General features: G+C 50.6%; 16 protein-coding genes and 1 tRNA gene. 16 read left to right on the forward strand and 1 reads right to left on the reverse strand.

Annotated elements, in window-relative coordinates; all coding sequences use genetic code 11:
- Positions 1-37: 37 nt before the first annotated feature.
- Positions 38-1,294 carry an N-acetylmuramoyl-L-alanine amidase family protein gene (locus ACEPST_RS11015; protein WP_204122007.1) on the reverse strand — a complete coding sequence of 419 codons (1,257 nt, stop codon included), beginning with the start codon at positions 1,292-1,294 and terminating at the stop codon, positions 38-40.
- A gap of 384 nt (positions 1,295-1,678) precedes the next feature.
- Here ACEPST_RS11015 and ACEPST_RS11020 point away from each other — a divergent pair, with 384 nt between their 5' ends.
- From ACEPST_RS11020 to ACEPST_RS11095, 16 genes are all read left to right on the forward strand, one after another.
- Positions 1,679-1,909: a DUF2187 domain-containing protein gene (locus ACEPST_RS11020; protein WP_203645913.1), complete on the forward strand. Its 231-nt coding sequence runs from the start codon at positions 1,679-1,681 to the stop codon at positions 1,907-1,909.
- Positions 1,910-1,987: 78 nt separating this feature from the next.
- A tRNA-Gly gene (locus ACEPST_RS11025) sits at positions 1,988-2,058 on the forward strand.
- A gap of 306 nt (positions 2,059-2,364) precedes the next feature.
- Positions 2,365-4,056 (forward strand): arginine--tRNA ligase, encoded by a 1,692-nt coding sequence (argS, locus tag ACEPST_RS11030; RefSeq protein WP_204122008.1) that lies wholly within the window; start codon positions 2,365-2,367, stop codon positions 4,054-4,056.
- Positions 4,057-4,314: 258 nt separating this feature from the next.
- Positions 4,315-4,797, forward strand: coding sequence for a 5-(carboxyamino)imidazole ribonucleotide mutase (gene purE, locus ACEPST_RS11035; protein ID WP_204122009.1), 483 nt, complete (start codon positions 4,315-4,317; stop codon positions 4,795-4,797).
- Positions 4,781-5,911: a 5-(carboxyamino)imidazole ribonucleotide synthase gene (purK, locus tag ACEPST_RS11040; RefSeq protein WP_395390816.1), complete on the forward strand. Its 1,131-nt coding sequence runs from the start codon at positions 4,781-4,783 to the stop codon at positions 5,909-5,911. The genes purE and purK overlap by 17 nt, the downstream gene beginning before the upstream one ends.
- A 3-nt stretch (positions 5,912-5,914) precedes the next feature.
- The gene (gene purC, locus ACEPST_RS11045) at positions 5,915-6,655 is read left to right on the forward strand and encodes a phosphoribosylaminoimidazolesuccinocarboxamide synthase (RefSeq protein WP_204122011.1); all 741 of its coding nucleotides are present in this window, start codon (positions 5,915-5,917) and stop codon (positions 6,653-6,655) included.
- Positions 6,646-6,897, forward strand: a complete 252-nt coding sequence (purS, locus tag ACEPST_RS11050; protein ID WP_203645928.1) for a phosphoribosylformylglycinamidine synthase subunit PurS — start codon at positions 6,646-6,648, stop codon at positions 6,895-6,897. Before purC ends, purS begins: the two co-directional genes overlap by 10 nt.
- 3 nt (positions 6,898-6,900) lie before the next feature.
- Positions 6,901-7,590 (forward strand): phosphoribosylformylglycinamidine synthase subunit PurQ, encoded by a 690-nt coding sequence (gene purQ, locus ACEPST_RS11055; protein ID WP_203645929.1) that lies wholly within the window; start codon positions 6,901-6,903, stop codon positions 7,588-7,590.
- Positions 7,574-9,793, forward strand: a complete 2,220-nt coding sequence (gene purL, locus ACEPST_RS11060) for a phosphoribosylformylglycinamidine synthase subunit PurL (protein WP_204121815.1) — start codon at positions 7,574-7,576, stop codon at positions 9,791-9,793. Before purQ ends, purL begins: the two co-directional genes overlap by 17 nt.
- Positions 9,778-11,211, forward strand: a complete 1,434-nt coding sequence (gene purF, locus ACEPST_RS11065; RefSeq protein ID WP_204121814.1) for an amidophosphoribosyltransferase — start codon at positions 9,778-9,780, stop codon at positions 11,209-11,211. Before purL ends, purF begins: the two co-directional genes overlap by 16 nt.
- 13 nt (positions 11,212-11,224) lie before the next feature.
- Entirely contained in the window at positions 11,225-12,250 is a 1,026-nt protein-coding gene (gene purM / locus ACEPST_RS11070) for a phosphoribosylformylglycinamidine cyclo-ligase (protein ID WP_204121813.1), read from the forward strand.
- Positions 12,243-12,821, forward strand: a complete 579-nt coding sequence (gene purN, locus ACEPST_RS11075) for a phosphoribosylglycinamide formyltransferase (protein ID WP_204121812.1) — start codon at positions 12,243-12,245, stop codon at positions 12,819-12,821. The genes purM and purN overlap by 8 nt, the downstream gene beginning before the upstream one ends.
- 23 nt (positions 12,822-12,844) lie before the next feature.
- Positions 12,845-14,083 carry a phosphoribosylamine--glycine ligase gene (purD, locus tag ACEPST_RS11080; RefSeq protein ID WP_204121811.1) on the forward strand — a complete coding sequence of 413 codons (1,239 nt, stop codon included), beginning with the start codon at positions 12,845-12,847 and terminating at the stop codon, positions 14,081-14,083.
- A gap of 218 nt (positions 14,084-14,301) precedes the next feature.
- Entirely contained in the window at positions 14,302-14,769 is a 468-nt protein-coding gene (locus ACEPST_RS11085; RefSeq protein WP_125763180.1) for an arginine repressor, read from the forward strand.
- Between the two features lie 175 nt (positions 14,770-14,944).
- Complete coding sequence (locus ACEPST_RS11090) at positions 14,945-17,038, forward strand: PBP1A family penicillin-binding protein (RefSeq protein WP_204121810.1); 2,094 nt, start codon at positions 14,945-14,947, stop codon at positions 17,036-17,038.
- A gap of 88 nt (positions 17,039-17,126) precedes the next feature.
- Positions 17,127-17,471, forward strand: coding sequence for a YlbF family regulator (locus ACEPST_RS11095; RefSeq protein WP_204121809.1), 345 nt, complete (start codon positions 17,127-17,129; stop codon positions 17,469-17,471).
- The last annotated feature ends 25 nt before the right edge of the window (positions 17,472-17,496 follow it).

Here is a 17,496-nt window from a genome sequence, read left to right on the forward strand (position 1 = left end):
AAGGCGCGAAACAGATGCGTTCCGCGCCTTAGGTAAGTTAAGCGTTGCCGTTCAAGCCGGCTGCTGGAATCCAGTAAGCTTTATCGTTTAAGGTGACGCGGTACCAGGTCGAACCGTCGCTGGCCTTAAGACCAGACTTGTTCACTTTGACCTTGGTGCCAGCAGGGAAGTCCTGCGTGTGCGCCGTCGTCTTGGACAGGTAATTTGAGTTTAATACGTGATTCGTCATCTTGTAGTTGGTGTCGGTGTTCAGGGTGTAAGTCCCGCTGGCATCACTGTAAGTGACCTTGGGGAAGTTCAAGGTCTTACTGTAGACCCAGTATTTCGCCGTTGAATTCTTGCCAAAGCGAATCCGGTACCAGGTACCACTCCAACCGCCTTTTTTCACGCCACGAGAGTCAACGTAGACCTTCGCGCCACGATGGTCCGCACTCAGGCGCCCCCAACCGATCTTGTAAGCACCGCTCGTGCCCTTGACGTGGTTGTAGACGGTCCACTTGGTATAGTTGTTAGCCAGGGTAGCCGTTTCATTGTTGCCACCGTGGTTGTACTTGACCGTCTTCTTAGGCGCCGTCACGGTATGATCCGTCGAAGTGTCAGTCGTATCGGTCGTATCCGTGCTGTCAGTGGTCGTACCACCGAGGTTAGCGTATTGGGTGTTGACCAGCGTCATGAAGTCATTCATGGTGTAGGTCGTGCCGAAGTAGGCGCTGGCGTTGGCCTTCCAGTAACCATCGGGGTCGGTATGGTTCGTGCCACCGAGGTTGTTAGACACATCGTGGTGGGAGAGAACCGTCACGTTACGCTTTGGTGACAGGCCATACTGGTTAAGGATGTAAGCCGTGTAGTAAGCGGCATTGTTCAATTCGGATGCGAAGGCCGCCTTGCTGTGGACCTCGACTTGTTCGAATTGGACGTAGCGGGCGTTGGCAATGGGACCAGCTCCCCAGCATAAGTAATTTGTGTTGGCGATGTTGATGATACTGCTAGCATCCACGAAGGTGTGGACGAAGGCCGATTGATAATTATTCTTCATATAAGAAATTTCACCGTAAATCGTCGAGTTGGGGTTGGCCGTTTCGTGGACCACGACCCCTTCAGGCTTCCCATTCCGGTAGCTATTCTTAGGAAAAGTCGGCCAGATATTCTTCGTGATTTTGGGTGTTGCATATTGCTGATTGGCAATATAAGTATTAATTGCATTGGCGCTGGCCGTTGCTGTTGACCAGAAAAGGCCTAAACAGCCCGCCGTAAGAGCGATTCCCCGAACCGCCCAACGTTGCCATTTCTTCATAATGTCTTCTCCTCCTATGAAATTTCCTATTGAATAAAAACGAACTAACACAACGACTAGATTATAACTTATTTAGACCAATTTGAGTATGGTTTAGGAATTCGCCGAAATATCCTGTTGTTCGGCAATTTGTGGTTGAAAATGACATTGGAGTTAAAAATGAAATTATTGTTCGTTCTTTAATGAACACAGCTGCTAAATAGCAGATAAGGTTCGGCTTTCTCATTTTGTTTCAATCACCTTACAATTAGATTGCAAGCCACGAGAAAGCGGGCGTAAACGGTGGTACTGGGGGAAATCATTAGGTCTGGGAGGGAACTTTACTTGCTTCACTGCTGAAACATGGCTATAATATTACTTTGCATACGAAAGGAGCGACGAACAATGGCTGAGACTCAAGAGATTAAGATTGGCGATTACGTTGCGGCGAAAAAATTTGGTCCTCTGGAACACGATTTCACTGGGGAAGTTACCAAAGTGTATGATAATTCAGTTTTAGTTGAGATTCGGGACTACGATCCTGCCGACAAAACTGCCGTTGGCGACATGAACAACCGCGCTGTTGTGCGGAAGTCTGCTGCTAAAATTACGGGAAACAGTGCGGATGAAAATTAGTTTTTCAAAACTTTTTTGAATTTATTTGCAAAAAACGATGACAACTCACAAATGGTATGCTATACTCATTTGTGTTGTGCGGGTGTAGTTTAGTGGTAAAATTCAAGCTTCCCAAGCTTGCGTCGCGGGTCCGATTCCCGTCACCCGCTTTCGAATGTTGGGCGGCCAGTCTTGGTCGTCTTTCTTATTATTCGAAGGCATTTATCGCCATTGAAATAGTACGTTGTGGAAATCCTTTTCAGCGAGTCCGGAGTGCTGCGAGCCGGACAAGGACCCTAACGGAACGGAGCAATTGGTGTCATTTAAACAGAATTTTAAAGTGGACTTTAAAGTCAATCAGAGTGGTACCGCGGGTCATCTCGTCTCTTACAATTTATTTTGTAGGGGACTTTTTTTATCCCGTGAATCGCCTGAGATTGACGATGCTCTTGAGAAGAATACGAGGAGGAACTAGTATGGATTACAAACAAACAGTTACCAATGCCTTAGCTACCGCGCTGGATGGCCAATTATCCGCAGAAGATATTGCGGCTAAGTTAGAACGTCCTAAGACGTCAGACAAAGGGGACATGGCGTTCCCAACCTTTACCTTGGCTAAGTTGTTGCACCAAGCACCCCAACAAATTGCCCAGGATTTGGCGGACAAGCTAGATAAGACGGGCTTTGAAAAGGTTGAAGTCGTGGGTCCTTACCTGAACTTCTTCTTTGATAAGAGCGCTTATAGTGAAGAAACGTTGAACACGGTCTTAACGGCCGGCGCCAGCTACGGTCAAAACGACGATGGTAACGGTGGTAACGTGCCAATCGATATGTCCTCACCAAACATTGCTAAGCCAATGTCTATGGGTCACTTGCGGTCAACGGTGATTGGGAACTCCATCGCTGAAATCTTGACCAAGAACGGTTACAACCCAATCAAAGACAATCACCTGGGTGACTGGGGGACGCAATTTGGGAAGCTCATCACGGCCTACAAGCTGTGGGGGAACGAAGCCGATGTTAAAGCTGACCCGATTAACAAATTAGTCGAATATTATGTTCGTTTCCATAAAGAAGACGTGGACAAGCCAGAACTGGACGATGAAGCCCGGGAATGGTTCAGAAAGCTAGAAAATGGCGATCCTGAAGCTCACCGTCTCTGGGATTGGTTCCGGAAGGCCTCATTGCAAGAATTCAACGACGTTTATGAAAAATTAGGGGTTACCTTTGATACCTACAATGGGGAAGCCTTCTACAACGATAAGTTAGCAGAAGTCGTTCAAATCTTGAAGGACAAGCATTTACTGGTTGAATCTCAAGGTGCCCAAGTGGTTGACCTGAGCAAGCACGACTTGAACCCAGCCTTGATTCTGAAGAGTGATGGCGCTTCACTGTACATTACGCGGGATATCGCCACGGCCCTGTACCGTGACCGGACTTACAAGCCAGCCAAGAACTTGTACGTGGTTGGGTCAGAACAAACCTACTACTTCAAGCAATTGAAGGCTGTCTTGCAGGAAATGGGCGTGCCATCAGCTGATGACGTTCAACACGTGCCATTTGGACTGATCACCGTTGATGGGAAGAAACTTTCCACGCGTTCTGGTCGGATCATCTTGCTGGACAAGGTTCTTGAAGAATCTGTTAAGTTGGCCGGCGAAGAAATCAACGAAAAGAACCCTAACTTGGCTAACAAGGAAGAAGTTGCCAAGCAGGTTGGGGTTGGTGCCATTGTCTTCGGTGATTTGAAGAACGAACGGACCAACAACATTGACTTCGTGCTCGCTGATCAATTGAAGTTCGAAGGGGAAACCGGTCCTTACGTCCAATACTCACGGGTACGGGCCGAAAGTATCTTACGTAAGGCTGGCAACGTGGCAGTCAAGGCTGATGGCAACCAAGTTTCTGATCCAGAAGCCTGGGATACGATCAAGACCTTGGCCGACTTCCCAGCCATGGTTAAGATGGCTTGCGATGAGTTAGAACCATCTGTGATTGCGAAATACGCGATTCGTTTAGCTAAGACCTTCAACAAGTACTACGCCCACTCCAAGATTTTGGCGGACGATGCGGGCTTGCCAGCACGTTTAGCTCTGGTCAAGGCAGTGTCAACGGTCTTGAAGGAAAGCTTACGTCTGTTAGGGGTTCAAGCACCTGACGAAATGTAATTAAATGGTTTTAAAAAGAGATGCCTGCGGGTGTCTCTTTTTTTATGGGAAAATCTTAGAGAAATTAAGTTAGTTCTATTTTACGTGAAGTTCGTGATTGGTAAATGTTTAAATAGCAAAATGAATTTATCAGCAATACAGTTCTAGTAAAAACGAATATTAAAATAATTATATCGACTAATTGTTAGTCTTTTAGTTGACAGTCAGGTGGCGAATTGCTAAACTTAGCGAATAAATAGACTAACGGGAGGAATAGACATGGTGCAGGTTGGTTTAGTCATGGGGTCCATTTCGGATTGGCCCACGATGCAGTTAGCGGCGCAGCAATTGACAACCTTGGGGGTCGACTACGAACGACGCATTATCTCAGCGCACCGAATGCCAGATGTGTTACAAGACTACGGCCAACAGGCGCAGGACCGGGGATTGCAGGTCATTATTGCTGGGGCTGGCGGGGCGGCGCACTTACCGGGGATGCTCGCGGCAAATACGGTACTCCCGGTCATTGGCGTACCTATGCAGTCGCACGCGCTGAATGGCATGGATTCGCTCCTGTCCATCGTCCAAATGCCAGCCGGCGTGTCGGTAGCCACCATGGCAATTGGTGCGGCTGGGGCCAAGAACGCGGCGTTATTAGCCGCCCAAATTTTAGGCTTACAGGATCAGCGAATCCAGACGCAGGTCCAGGCCTTTCGACAACGTCAACGGGAGGAGGCGGCGCAAAGTGAACAGCAATTCTGAGACACCGATTTTACCGCCAGCAACGATTGGCATCGTCGGCGGTGGCCAGTTGGGCCAAATGTTAGCGCTGAGTGCGAAAGCCATGGGTTATCACGTGGGCATCCTAGACCCCACACCTCAGTCACCGGCAGGACAGGTAGCCGACTTTCAAATCGTCGCGGACTATCAGGAGACCGCAGCTCTGAAGCAATTGGCTCAGCGCAGCGATGTGCTGACCTACGAGTTTGAAAACGTTGATGTGGCGGCTTTAGATGCCGTTCAGTCGCTGACCCGAATTCCCCAGGGGACGGATCTGTTGCGGTTAACCCGCAATCGTTTGGCGGAAAAGCAATTTTTACATAGTCAAGGGATTCCGGTCACACCGTTCGCAGCGGTTCAGGGAACGGTCGCGTTAGAAACGGCCGTTGAACAGTTGGGGACACCAGCAATTTTGAAAACGCTAGAAGGCGGCTACGACGGACATGGTCAGGTCGATATCAACCAGCCAGACTTGTCGGCAGCTAGTCGGGAACTTTGCCAACGGCCGTGCATCCTAGAACGCCGACAAGATTTTAAATTAGAGGTTGCCATGATGGTGACTCGTGATGCGGCGGGAAACGTGGTGGCCTTTCCACTGGTAGAAAATCGTCATCAAAACCATATTCTGCATACCACGATTGCACCAGCCCAGGTTGCGTCGGCTGTGCATCAGCGCGCACAAATACTGGCCACAAAGATTGCGGCGGCGTTGTATTTACGTGGGGTCTTGGGGATTGAATTCTTTGTCTTACCTGATGGCGAGCTCTTAGTGAATGAATTAGCACCGCGACCGCACAATTCTGGGCATTACAGCATTGAGGCGTGCAACATTTCACAGTTCGAGGCGCACATCCGCAGTATTTGTGGGTTGCCGATTCCCCAGATTATGCAGGCAACCCCAGCGGTCATGCGGAATCTACTGGGGGCAGACCTTCAGGTGGCGCGCGACCTGCTCAGTCAACATCCGGAGTGGCATTTTCACGATTACGGCAAGGCAGAGATTAAAAAGCAACGCAAGATGGGGCACGCAACGGTTTTAAATGCGGATATACAGGCTGCCTTAGCAACTGTAGCGGCGTTGAAAGGGGAACAATAACCGATGACAGAGATTACCAAGCAAGGGCTGATTTACACGGGGAAGGCCAAGGCCATGTACGAAACGAACGACCCAGAAGTGTTGTGGGTGGAGTATTTAGATCAAGCAACGGCCTTAAATGGCAAGCGTAAAGTTGCCATTGCACAAAAGGGCCTGCTCAACAATCGGATTGCTAGCCTGATTTTCCAAGACCTGGCCAAGCATGGCATTGCCAATCACTTTATCACGCAGCAGTCGGCTTACGTTCAGCTGGTTCGCCGGGTAACCATGATTCCTTTGGAAACGGTGGTTCGGAACGCGGCATCCGGGAGTTTTGAACGAAAATTTGGGGTTGATCATTTAATGCCTTTTTCAGAACCAGTCATGGAATTTTTCTATAAGAGTGATCAGTTAGATGATCCATTCATTAACGACTCCCAAATTGTGGCGCTGAACGTGGCTAGTACTGACACGTTAGCTGAAATGCGGCGACAAGCGCAATTGGTCAATCATCGATTGCAAGAAATCTTCGGGGCGATGCAGGTCCAGCTAGTCGATTTTAAAATTGAATTTGGCGTAACGGCAGATGGAGCGGTTCTATTAGCTGATGAAATCTCGCCGGATAGTTGTCGACTGGTTGATCAAGCAACCCATGAGTCATTGGACAAAGATGTCTTCCGCAAAAGTTCCGGGGACTTGACCCAGGTCTACACAGAGGTGCTCAAGCGATTGGCTGCGGTGGAGGAGGAGAAACCATGTATTTAGCAAAGGTCTACGTGACGTATAAACCATCGATTCTAGATCCGAAGGGTGAGGCCATCAAGGACGCGCTTCATCGGCTAGATTATGAAAATGTGGCGGCGGTTACCCTGGGGAAATACTTTGAAATTAAATTGACTCCCGGAGAAAAGCCATTAGCCGAACAGGTCGATGAAATGTGCGACCGCTTACTGGCTAACGTGAACATGGAGACTTATCGTTACGAAATCACAGAGTTGGAGGCTTAAACCATGAAGTTTGCCATCCCCGTTTTTCCGGGTTCTAATTGCGACTATGATTTATTGAATGCTCTGCGTGATTGTTTACACACGCCGGCTGATTTAGTGCCCGCAACCACCACCGATTTGAGCGGCTATGATGCGGTCATTCTGCCTGGCGGATTTTCGTATGGGGATTACCTTCGGAGCGGGGCGATTGCCCGCTTTGCACCAGTGATGACGGCGGTAAAAGAATTTGCCAATGCCGGCAAGCCAGTGATGGGAATCTGCAACGGGTTTCAAATTTTGACGGAGGCGGGCCTGCTGCCAGGTGCCCTACAGGCAAATGAATCATCCAAGTTTATTTGCCAGGTCAGCCCCCTCCACGTCAGCAACACCCAGACCCGGTTCACTACCGCGTATGCGCGTCATCAAGACATCAAATTACCGATTGCGCATGGCGAAGGGAACTATTATTGCGATGCCGCTACGTTGGCCGAACTAAAAGCACACAATCAGATTGTCTTTGAATATGTCGATAATCCTAACGGTAGTGTGGCGAATATTGCCGGGATTGTGAATCGTCGCGGCAACGTGCTGGGGATGATGCCCCATCCAGAACGGGCAGTTGAAACAATTTTGGGTTCCGTTGATGGGTTGGGTATCTTTGACTCATTGTTAATGAATCATGTACAGGGGGATGCGCATGTTGAAAACCGCTAAATTAACGCCGGAAGCCATCCGGGATACGCAAGCCTACCAGCAGCTGGGCCTCACGGCGGATGAGTATCACCTCATTTGTGAACAAGTCCTCCATCGATTACCCAACTATACTGAAGTCGGTCTTTTCTCGGGGATGTGGAGTGAACACTGTTCCTACAAAAATTCTAAGCCAGTACTAAAAAAGTTTTGGACCCAGGGAGATCACGTCCTAGCGGGCCCGGGCGAAGGCGCCGGCATCATTGATATTGGTGATGGCCAGGCCGTGGTCTTTAAGGCAGAAAGTCATAACCATCCGTCAGCGGTAGAGCCCTATGAGGGGGCCGCAACCGGCGTAGGGGGTATCATCCGCGATATTTTCTCAATGGGGGCCAAGCCAGTAGCACTGCTCGATAGCCTACGTTTCGGTGAGCCCACGGATTCGGCAACGACCTATTTGATTTCACAAGTGGTGGCCGGAATCGGGGGCTATGGCAACTGTATTGGGATTCCCACAATTGGTGGGGATATGGCGTTTGATACGTGTTACCAGAAGAATCCACTAGTGAATGCGATGTGCATTGGCCTCTTAAATCATTCAGACATGCAGAAGGGTCAGGCGACCGGGGTCGGCAACCAGATTATCTATGTGGGCGCCAAGACCGGGCGGGATGGCATCAACGGCGCATCCTTTGCGTCGGCAGAATTCAACGATGCCAAGGAAACGCAACGTTCGGCGGTGCAGGTTGGTGATCCATTCATGGAAAAACTGTTGATGGATGCCTGCCTAGAAGTCATTCACGAACATCGTGACAGCTTAGTGGGTATTCAGGATATGGGTGCGGCTGGCTTGGTTTCGTCTTCGGCGGAAATGGCGTCCAAAGCGGGAAGCGGCCTTAAGCTCAATTTGGATTTAGTTCCCCAACGTGAAGCTGATATGACAGCGTTTGAGTTAATGCTGTCGGAATCACAAGAACGCATGTTGTTATGTATTAAGCAAGGATCAGCGGCGGAAATTCGTGAAGTCTTTGATAAATACGGGTTAGATGCGGTGGTCATTGGTGAAGTGGTTCCGGGACATCAGTATCAGTTGGTACATCACGGGGTGATGGAAGCCGATGTACCAGTTGATGCCTTGGCGACGCAAGCACCGGTCTATCAACGAGAAAAGAGCCGCCCACAGCGACTGGACCAACAGTCCGTCACACAATTTGTGCCAGTAATCACGGATGTGACGGCAACACTAAAGCAGTTATTACAGCAGCCCACAATTGCTTCCAAGCGCTCGCTGTTTGAAACGTATGATTCCCAAGTTCAGACCAACACGGTTGTCCGACCGGGTTCAGATGCTGGGGTGATCCGGATTCACCAAACAGACAAGGCACTTGCCATGACAACGGATGTGAATGGGCGTTACCTTCATCTCAATCCACGTGTCGGTGGTGAAATGGCTGTGGCGGAGGCCGCTAGAAATATCGTCGCTTCAGGAGGGTTACCTCTGGGAATCACGGACTGCTTGAACTTTGGTAATCCAGAAAAGCCCGAACAGTTTTATGACTTGGATGAAGCCGCTCAAGGAATTAGTCGGGCATGTCAGTTGTTTAATACGCCAGTCATTTCGGGAAACGTGTCGTTGAACAATGAGTCAAATGGTGAACCGATTTATCCGACCCCGATGATTGGGATGGTCGGGTTGATTAAGCATTTACGTGACGTGACAACGCAAGACTTCAAGCAGGCCGGAGACAAGGTTTATGTGGTGGGTGCGACGCATGCCGATTTCAATGGAAGCGAGTGCCAGAAGATGTTGACGGGCCAAGTCAGCGGCAATTTGTTTGACTTTGACCTGGCGACGGAGCATCACCATCAAAAGCTTGTCCTAGAAGCTATCCAAGCAGGACTAGTTGCCAGTGCCCACGATGTCTCTGAGGGGGGACTGATCACGACGATTGCCGAATCATGTTTTGGCGGTGACTTAGGAGTGGCATTGACCAGTCAATTACCAGCCGTTCAGTTCTTTGCGGAAACGCAATCACGCTTTGTGGTTTCGGTAGCACCGGAACATCAGGCGGCGTTTGAGGCCTTGATGCAAGAGACGGTCACTTATTTGGGTGTCACCACAGTGGAAGACCGGCTATGGGTCAAGACGGCTGATCAGACCTTTGATTTGCCCGTCAGTGAAGCGAAAAAGTTATGGGAAGGAGCGTTACCGTGTCTGTTGAAATAAAAGGCCTGAATGAAGAGTGCGGCGTCTTTGGCGTCTGGGGCTCACCGGATGCGGCCAAGCTCACTTACTTTGGGCTGCATGCGCTACAGCATCGAGGGCAAGAAGGGGCTGGTATTACCGCAAATAATGGGGGTCAGCTCCGGTCAGAACGGGGATTAGGTTTGCTAGCCGATGTTTTTCGGGAACCGCGGCGCTTAGAGCAGTTGACTGGAACGGCTGCGGTTGGCCATGTGCGGTACGCCACCGCCGGCAACCATGGCATTGAAAACATCCAGCCACTGGAATTCAATTTCAGCGACGCCCAGTTTGCTTTAGCTCACAATGGCAATTTAACCAATGCCAAAACGTTGCGGCATCGTTTAGAGGCTGCCGGGGCAATCTTTCATGCGAGTTCTGATAGTGAAATTCTCATGCATCTAGTTCGCCGGAGCCAATCACCAACCCTGACTGGCCAGTTAAAAGAGGCATTACGCCAGGTCCATGGCGGCTTTGCTTACCTGCTATTAACAAATGATCGGTTGTTTGCGGCGTTAGATCCGAATGGTTTGCGGCCATTGGTCGTGGGGCAATTGCCCACCGGAGGCTACGTGGTTTGTAGCGAGACGTGTGCACTGGATGCCGTGGGTGCCAAGTTCATCCAGGATGTTCATCCGGGTGAGTTACTGACAATTGATGATCAGGGGCTGACCGTTGATCACTACACCACAGCGGGAAATTTAGCTATTTGTTCAATGGAATTCATTTACTTTGCGCGCCCGGACTCTAATATTTATGGTGTTAACGTGCATTCGGCCCGGAAACGCATGGGCGCTCAACTAGCTAAAGAGCAACCAGTCGATGCGGATATTGTGGTGGGGGTGCCTAATTCTTCGCTATCAGCCGCAACGGGGTATGCTGAGGCTAGTGGACTACCGTACGAAATGGGCTTGATCAAAAACCAATATTCTTCGCGAACCTTCATTCAGCCGACCCAAGCACTGCGAGAACAGGGGGTACGGATGAAGTTGTCCGCCGTCCAAGGTGTGGTCGCTGGGAAACAGGTCGTTTTGATTGATGATTCAATTGTTCGCGGGACCACTTGTCGGCGAATTGTGAAATTGTTGAAGGATGCTGGAGCTAGTGCCGTGCACTTGCGGATTGCGTCACCGCCGCTACGCTTCCCTTGTTTCTATGGGATTGATATTCAGACAACCAAGGAACTAGTGGCAGCCCAGAAAACGATTCCTGAGATGTGTAGCTCATTTGGGGCAGATTCCCTGGGCTTCCTGAGTGAACAAGGTGTGATTGATTCAGTGGGTCTGGACGTGGCTGACCCCTATGGTGGGCTGTGTATGGCCTACTTCAACGGGGACTATCCGACACCTTTATATGATTACCAGGCTGAATTTGACGAAGAAATGCAGTGGCTAAAGAAGTAAGGAGGAAGCAGGCATGAGTGAGGCCTACAAAAAGGCAGGTGTGGATCTAAATGCTGGCTATGAAGTGCTGAAGACCGTGAAGGCATTAAGTGGTAACCGCCAACTGGGGGCCTTTGGGGGTCTTTTTCCGTTGGCTGCCGAGACCGTCATGAACGATCCAGTGCTGGTTGCTGGCACGGATGGCGTGGGAACCAAATTACTAGTGGCGATTGCTGCCCAGCAGCACGAGACCATTGGCATCGATTTAGTCGCGATGTGTGTGAATGATATTCTTGCTCAGGGCGCGCAACCCCAATTTTTCTTGGATTATTTGGGCTTGGGTCATACTGATCAAGATCAGGTAGCAGCCATTATGAAGGGCGTGGTCGCAGGGTGTCAGGAGGCTGGCGTCGCACTGATTGGCGGCGAGACAGCAGAAATGCCGGACATGTATGCGCATGGTCATTACGACCTCGCGGGTTTTGCGGTTGGCATTGCGGACCGGTCGGCCTTGCTCGATTCGAGTCAAGTGCGGGCAGGTGATGTGTTGATTGGCTTGCCAGCCAATGGCTTACACGCCAACGGGTTCAGTCTGGTTCGGGACATCTTATTTAAACAGCATCATTTTTCACTCGACCATGTTTTTCCAACGGTGGGGCAACCTCTTGGCGCAGAATTATTACGACCAACTAAAATCTATGTCAGTAGCGTCTTACCATTGGTACAACAAAAATTGGTTGTCAGCATCGCTCACATTACTGGTGGGGGGCTGATTGAAAACGTGGCTCGAGCTCTGCCGGAGAAGTTAAGCGCCCAATTTGAGTTGGGAAGCTGGCCAGTGCCGCCAATCATGACCGTCTTAGCTGATTTGGGGCAACTGACGCCCACGGATGTCCGCTCAACATTTAACCTAGGTCTGGGGATGGTGCTGGTCGTTCATCCGGAACGAGTTGCACCAGTCCTTGCCAGCTTAGCCGCGGTTGATCAAGTCGCCTACCAAGTTGGGCAGGTCGTCACCGGTGAAGAACCAGTGACTTTTCGGGAGGCGACGGATGGTTAAACGCATTGCCATTTTTGCCTCAGGAACGGGGACCAACTTCAGTGCGCTCCAGTCAGCCATCGGGCAACGGAAAATTCCAGCAGAAATTGTGCTACTGGTTTGTGATCAGGCCAATGCCCCAGTTATTGAGCGGGCCGAAGCGGTCGGTGTGCCAGTGTTTGTGATTAACTACAAGAATTTTGCTACGAAGGCGGCTGCCGAGACGGCTATTTTAACCAGTTTACGTGCGCACCAGGTAGCGGCCATTTTGCTGGCGGGCTACATGCGTATCGTGGGGAAGACGCTACTAACGGCGTATCCCCACCGCATTATTAATCTACATCCGGCATTATTACCCAAGTTTCCGGGCAGACAGGGAATCGCGGATGCCTTTGCAGCCGGCGTTTCTGAGACCGGGGTGACGGTCCATTTTATTGATGCGGGGATCGACACGGGGCAAATTATTCGTCAACAGCGGGTTCCCGTGGCCCCTAATGACACCTTGACTAGCCTAACCGAACGTATTCATCGGGCCGAACATGACCTGTACCCAGAGGTTTTAGCAGAATTGATTGCGACGAAGAAAATTTAAGTAAAAATGGAGGAGAGTCAACTATGGCAGAAGTTTTCGTAATCGGTAGCGGTGGCCGTGAGCACGCCATTGCCAAGGCACTGTTGCGGAGTCCCCAGGTCACGACCGTTTTTTGTGCGCCGGGAAATCCGGGGATGCAATTGGACCAGATTGAAACGGTTGCCATTGCTGAACTTGATTTTGCCAAATTGGTTGCCTTTGCCCAGCAACATCAGGTTGCACTGACGGTCGTGGGCCCGGAAGTGCCATTGGCCGCGGGTGTTGTGGATTATTTCCAGGCGGCAGGGCTCCAAGTGTTTGGGCCCAAACAGCAAACGGCACGGTTAGAGAGCTCCAAGGTCTTTGCCAAGACATTTATGCGGCGCCACGGGATTCCGACCGCTGATTACCAGTTGTTTGAGGACGTGGCGACCGCAATTGCTTACAGTGATCAGGCCAATTTGCCTCAGGTTATTAAGGTGGATGGTTTGGCGGCAGGCAAGGGTGTCACGGTGGCGACAACGCACCAGATGGCGCAACAAGCCTTGCAAGCGGCCTTTTCAGCTGGTGGGCCGGTGTTGATTGAAGCCCATTTGACGGGTTTTGAATTCTCTCAGATGGTGTTTGTCGGTGGCGACCAGTACGGTCTATTGCCGACTGCGCAAGACCATAAACGCCTGTTGAATCAGGATAAAGGACCCAATACCGGGGGCATGGGGGCGTATTCGCCAGTGCCCCAAGTGACCGCCGATATCCTTCAAGAAACGGTTGAGAAGATTATTCAGCCAACAATTGATGGGCTGATTGCTGATGGCCTGTCATTTGCCGGGATCCTGTACGTCGGCGGTATCGTGACGCCAACGGGGGTGCAGGTCATTGAATATAATCTGCGGCTAGGAGACCCGGAAGCCCAGGTTTTACTGCCGCAATTACAAAGTGACTTCTACCAGGTCATCGTGGACCTCTTACACGGCCAGCAACCGACCTTAGACTGGCAAACGACGGACACGTATTTAGGCGTGGTCTTAGCGGCACCAGGCTATCCTAGCAAGCCACAACTCGGTGTACCCGTTCCAACCGTCGCCGGGGCAGACTATGCTAGCGTGGGTGGGGCGCCCGACCAACTGATCAGCACCGGTGGTCGGGCCATGTTGGTGGCTGCTCACGCCGCCGATTTAAAGTCAGCACAGCAACGTGTCTACCAACAGCTTGATCGGTTATCGCTGGGGGCTTTGATCTACCGCACTGACATTGGTGACCATGGATTGAAAGGCTCAGATTAGGTCCCTATCATTATAGAAAGCATGAGAAGTTCCGGGTCGGCTAAACAGCGGCACGAAACTTTTTCGTTTACCCAAAAGTTGGTAAATGAAATAAGCAAGGTTCTTTGCGTTAAAAACGAATATTTGGTACACTTACTTTATAAATATGCAGAGACATGTGGCTAAATTCCGCATCCTTTGTTATACTTAATGCAATTTTATGCGGGAGGGTCGTCGCCATGAAAAAAAGTATTCGCCAAGCGCGCATCGAGCAACTCATCAATCAGTATCCCATTGGGACTCAAGAAGAATTAATGGAACACCTGGAAGAGGTGGGTATTCAGGCGACTCAGGCCACCATCTCGCGGGATATCCGGGAAATGCAAATTGTTAAGGCCCAAGACGGGCACGGCCATTTGCGTTACACCATCTTCAAGGCGGGTAACCGAAGTGAAGAAGAACATTTGCGGGAAACGATTAACGAAGTGGTTACGGGCTTAACTCGGGTAGAATTCGTCAACATTTTGAAAACGTTGCCGAGTAACGGGAACCTGCTGGCCGCCATCTTTGATGATCTGAACATGCCAGAGATTGCCGGCACCTTGGCGGGACATGACACCATCTTCATCATTAGTCCGAACGCCGAGATTGCTGAAAAACTACATGATGAAATCGCCGGTGAAATGAATCCCGAAATTGTTCACTAAATTAGAAATGAAACGTGCGGTACCGGTCGAGTTTGTCGGCTGAGTGCCGCTTTTTTGTTGCGCTGAGTCGGTTAAGCTAATTTAAAGCTTGCTAAAGATTCACCTGAATGTCGGCTGATTGGCTGGACTATGCTAAAATAGGTCTATTACAATTGAGATAAGAAGAGGCTATTTTATGAATAACCAAGAACCTAATCAGAATTTTTGGTCGGGCTTCAGAGCTCGCTTCAAACGCTTCTGGCGGCGATTCCAGCTGACACGTTGGTTAATCGTGATTTTTCTAACCATCATCTTGGTGGGGAGCGGCTACCTGACCTTTATGGCCAAGACTGCCAACGTTGGTGATCTAAAGGCTGCACTGGAAAATCCAACGCAGATTTATGACCGTAAAAATAATAAGGCGGGGACCCTGTATTCACAGAAGGGAACCTACGTACCGTTGAAGAAAATTTCACCCAACGTTCAGAGCGCGGTGATCTCGACCGAAGACCGTAATTTTTACAAGGAGTACGGGTTTTCCTTCAAGGGATATGCCCGGGCCTTCTATCTGTTCGCCAAGAATAAAGTGCTTCGGCGCGGCTACATTAGTGGTGGGGGGAGTACGTTGACCCAGCAACTGGTGAAGAACGCCTACCTGACGCAGGAGCAAACGTTCACCCGGAAGTTTAAGGAACTGTTTCTCTCCATTGAGGTTGAAAATGTTTATAGCAAAAAAGACATTCTCTCAATGTATTTGAACAATGCTTACTTTGGCAACGGGGTCTGGGGTGTTCAGGACGCTGCCAAACGCTACTTTGGCAAGTCAGCGGCCAGTTTGACCGTACCCGAATCGGCTGTTTTGGCGGGGATGTTGACGTCACCGAGTGGCTACAACCCCGTCGACCATCCCCAAGCTTCCCGGGCACGGCGAAACGTGGTTCTGGGACTGATGGCGGACACCGGCAGCATTTCGAGCGCCCAGGCCAAGCAGTATCAGGCGACCGCGTTAACCACCAGCGACACCTATAACTACAAGAATAGTTATAAGTACCCGTATTACTTCGATGCCGTTATCAATGAGGCCGTTAGCAAGTATGGGTTGACCGAGTCGGAGATCATGAACAAGGGGTATAAGATCTACACGTCCTTGGATCAGGCCAACCAGTCGCAAATGCAGACGCTCTTCAAGAATCCAAGCTATTTCCCAGCCAACGCTAGTGATGGGACCAAGGTCCAGGCCGCTAGCATCGCGATTGACCCCAACACTGGCGGGGTTGAGGCCGTCGTCGGCGGTCGGGGCCAGCACGTGTTCCGGGGTTACAACCGGGCCACGCAGATGCGGCGCCAACCCGGGTCAACCATCAAGCCGCTGGCCGTTTACACGCCAGCCTTGGAAAATGGGTACTACTATGATTCTGAATTGACCGATAAGAAACAGTCCTATGGAACCAACAAGTATTCACCACACAACTACGGCAACCAGTACAGCGGCAAGGTGCCAATGTATCAGGCACTTGCGCAGAGTAAGAACGCGCCGGCCGTCTGGTTACTGAACAAGATTGGCGTGGACAAGGGGTATGACTCCGTGAAGAAGTTTGGGCTCCCTGTCAGCAAGTCCGATAAGAACCTGGCGCTGGCGTTGGGTGGCTTGAAGACTGGGGTGTCCCCGCAGCAGTTGGCTCAAGCCTACACGGCCTTCGCCAACAACGGGACCATGTCCTCGGCCCACTACATTCGCAAGATTGTCGATGCGTCCGGTAATGTGGTCGTGGATACGTCGGATTCCGCGGCTAAGAAGACTAAAGTCATGTCCAGCAAGACGGCCAAGCAAATGACCAGCATGATGATGGGCGTCTTCAACTACGGGACCGGGGTCAGTGCCAAACCTTACGGGTACACGATTGCCGGGAAGACTGGGAGCACCGAAGCCGATGGTGACTCCGATGCGACCCGGGACAAATGGATCGTCGGCTATACGCCGGACGTGGTCGTGGCCACCTGGGAAGGCTTTGACAACACCAGCAGCAAGCACCATTTGGAAAACGTCAGCGGCACCGGTGAAGGACCGCTTTACCAAGCCGAAATGCAGAGCATCCTGCCGAATACGAAGGGCACTGCCTTCAACACCAAGGATGCCTCGACGATTGCCAAGGCCGAAAACAATGGCAGCAGTTCCAGTGACGGCAGTGACGTTTGGGATTCTGTGCAAAAGGGCATCGATAACGCCGGCAAGTCCTTCAGCGACGCCGCCAATACGGTGAAGTCATGGTGGAATTCCATCGTGAATTAGCCAAATGTGGGTGGGATGAAAGCGCCTAACATGTTACAATAGAATCTGTATTGTAAATGGGCGTCACGCCCACTGAGGAGGAAACGTAATGGCTGACAAGATGGTAGAGTTGGGCGAACAAGTGACCCAAGCTCTCAAAGATTCAGATCAATTCAAAGCCCTGCAAACGGCATTTAACGAGATGAAGGCAGACGCCGACACCTACAAGCTGTTCAAGGACTTTCAAAAGATTCAACTGGACTTGCAACAAAAGCAAATGGCTGGTCAACAATTAACGGACGATGAAATGAAGCATGCCCGTGAGGTTGCCGACCAAGTTGGCAAGATCGACGCCATTAAGAACTTAATGGAAGCCGAACGCGGTGTGAACTCCATGTTGAACCAATTAAACAAAACGATTACGCAACCCATTCAAGATATTTACGCGGGTTAAGCATCAGTCAATCGTCGGCGCAACC

Origin of the sequence: Levilactobacillus sp. FUA 3915 (assembly GCF_044053135.1) — a bacterium.
Classification (GTDB): Bacteria; Bacillota; Bacilli; order Lactobacillales; family Lactobacillaceae; genus Levilactobacillus; species Levilactobacillus lanxiensis.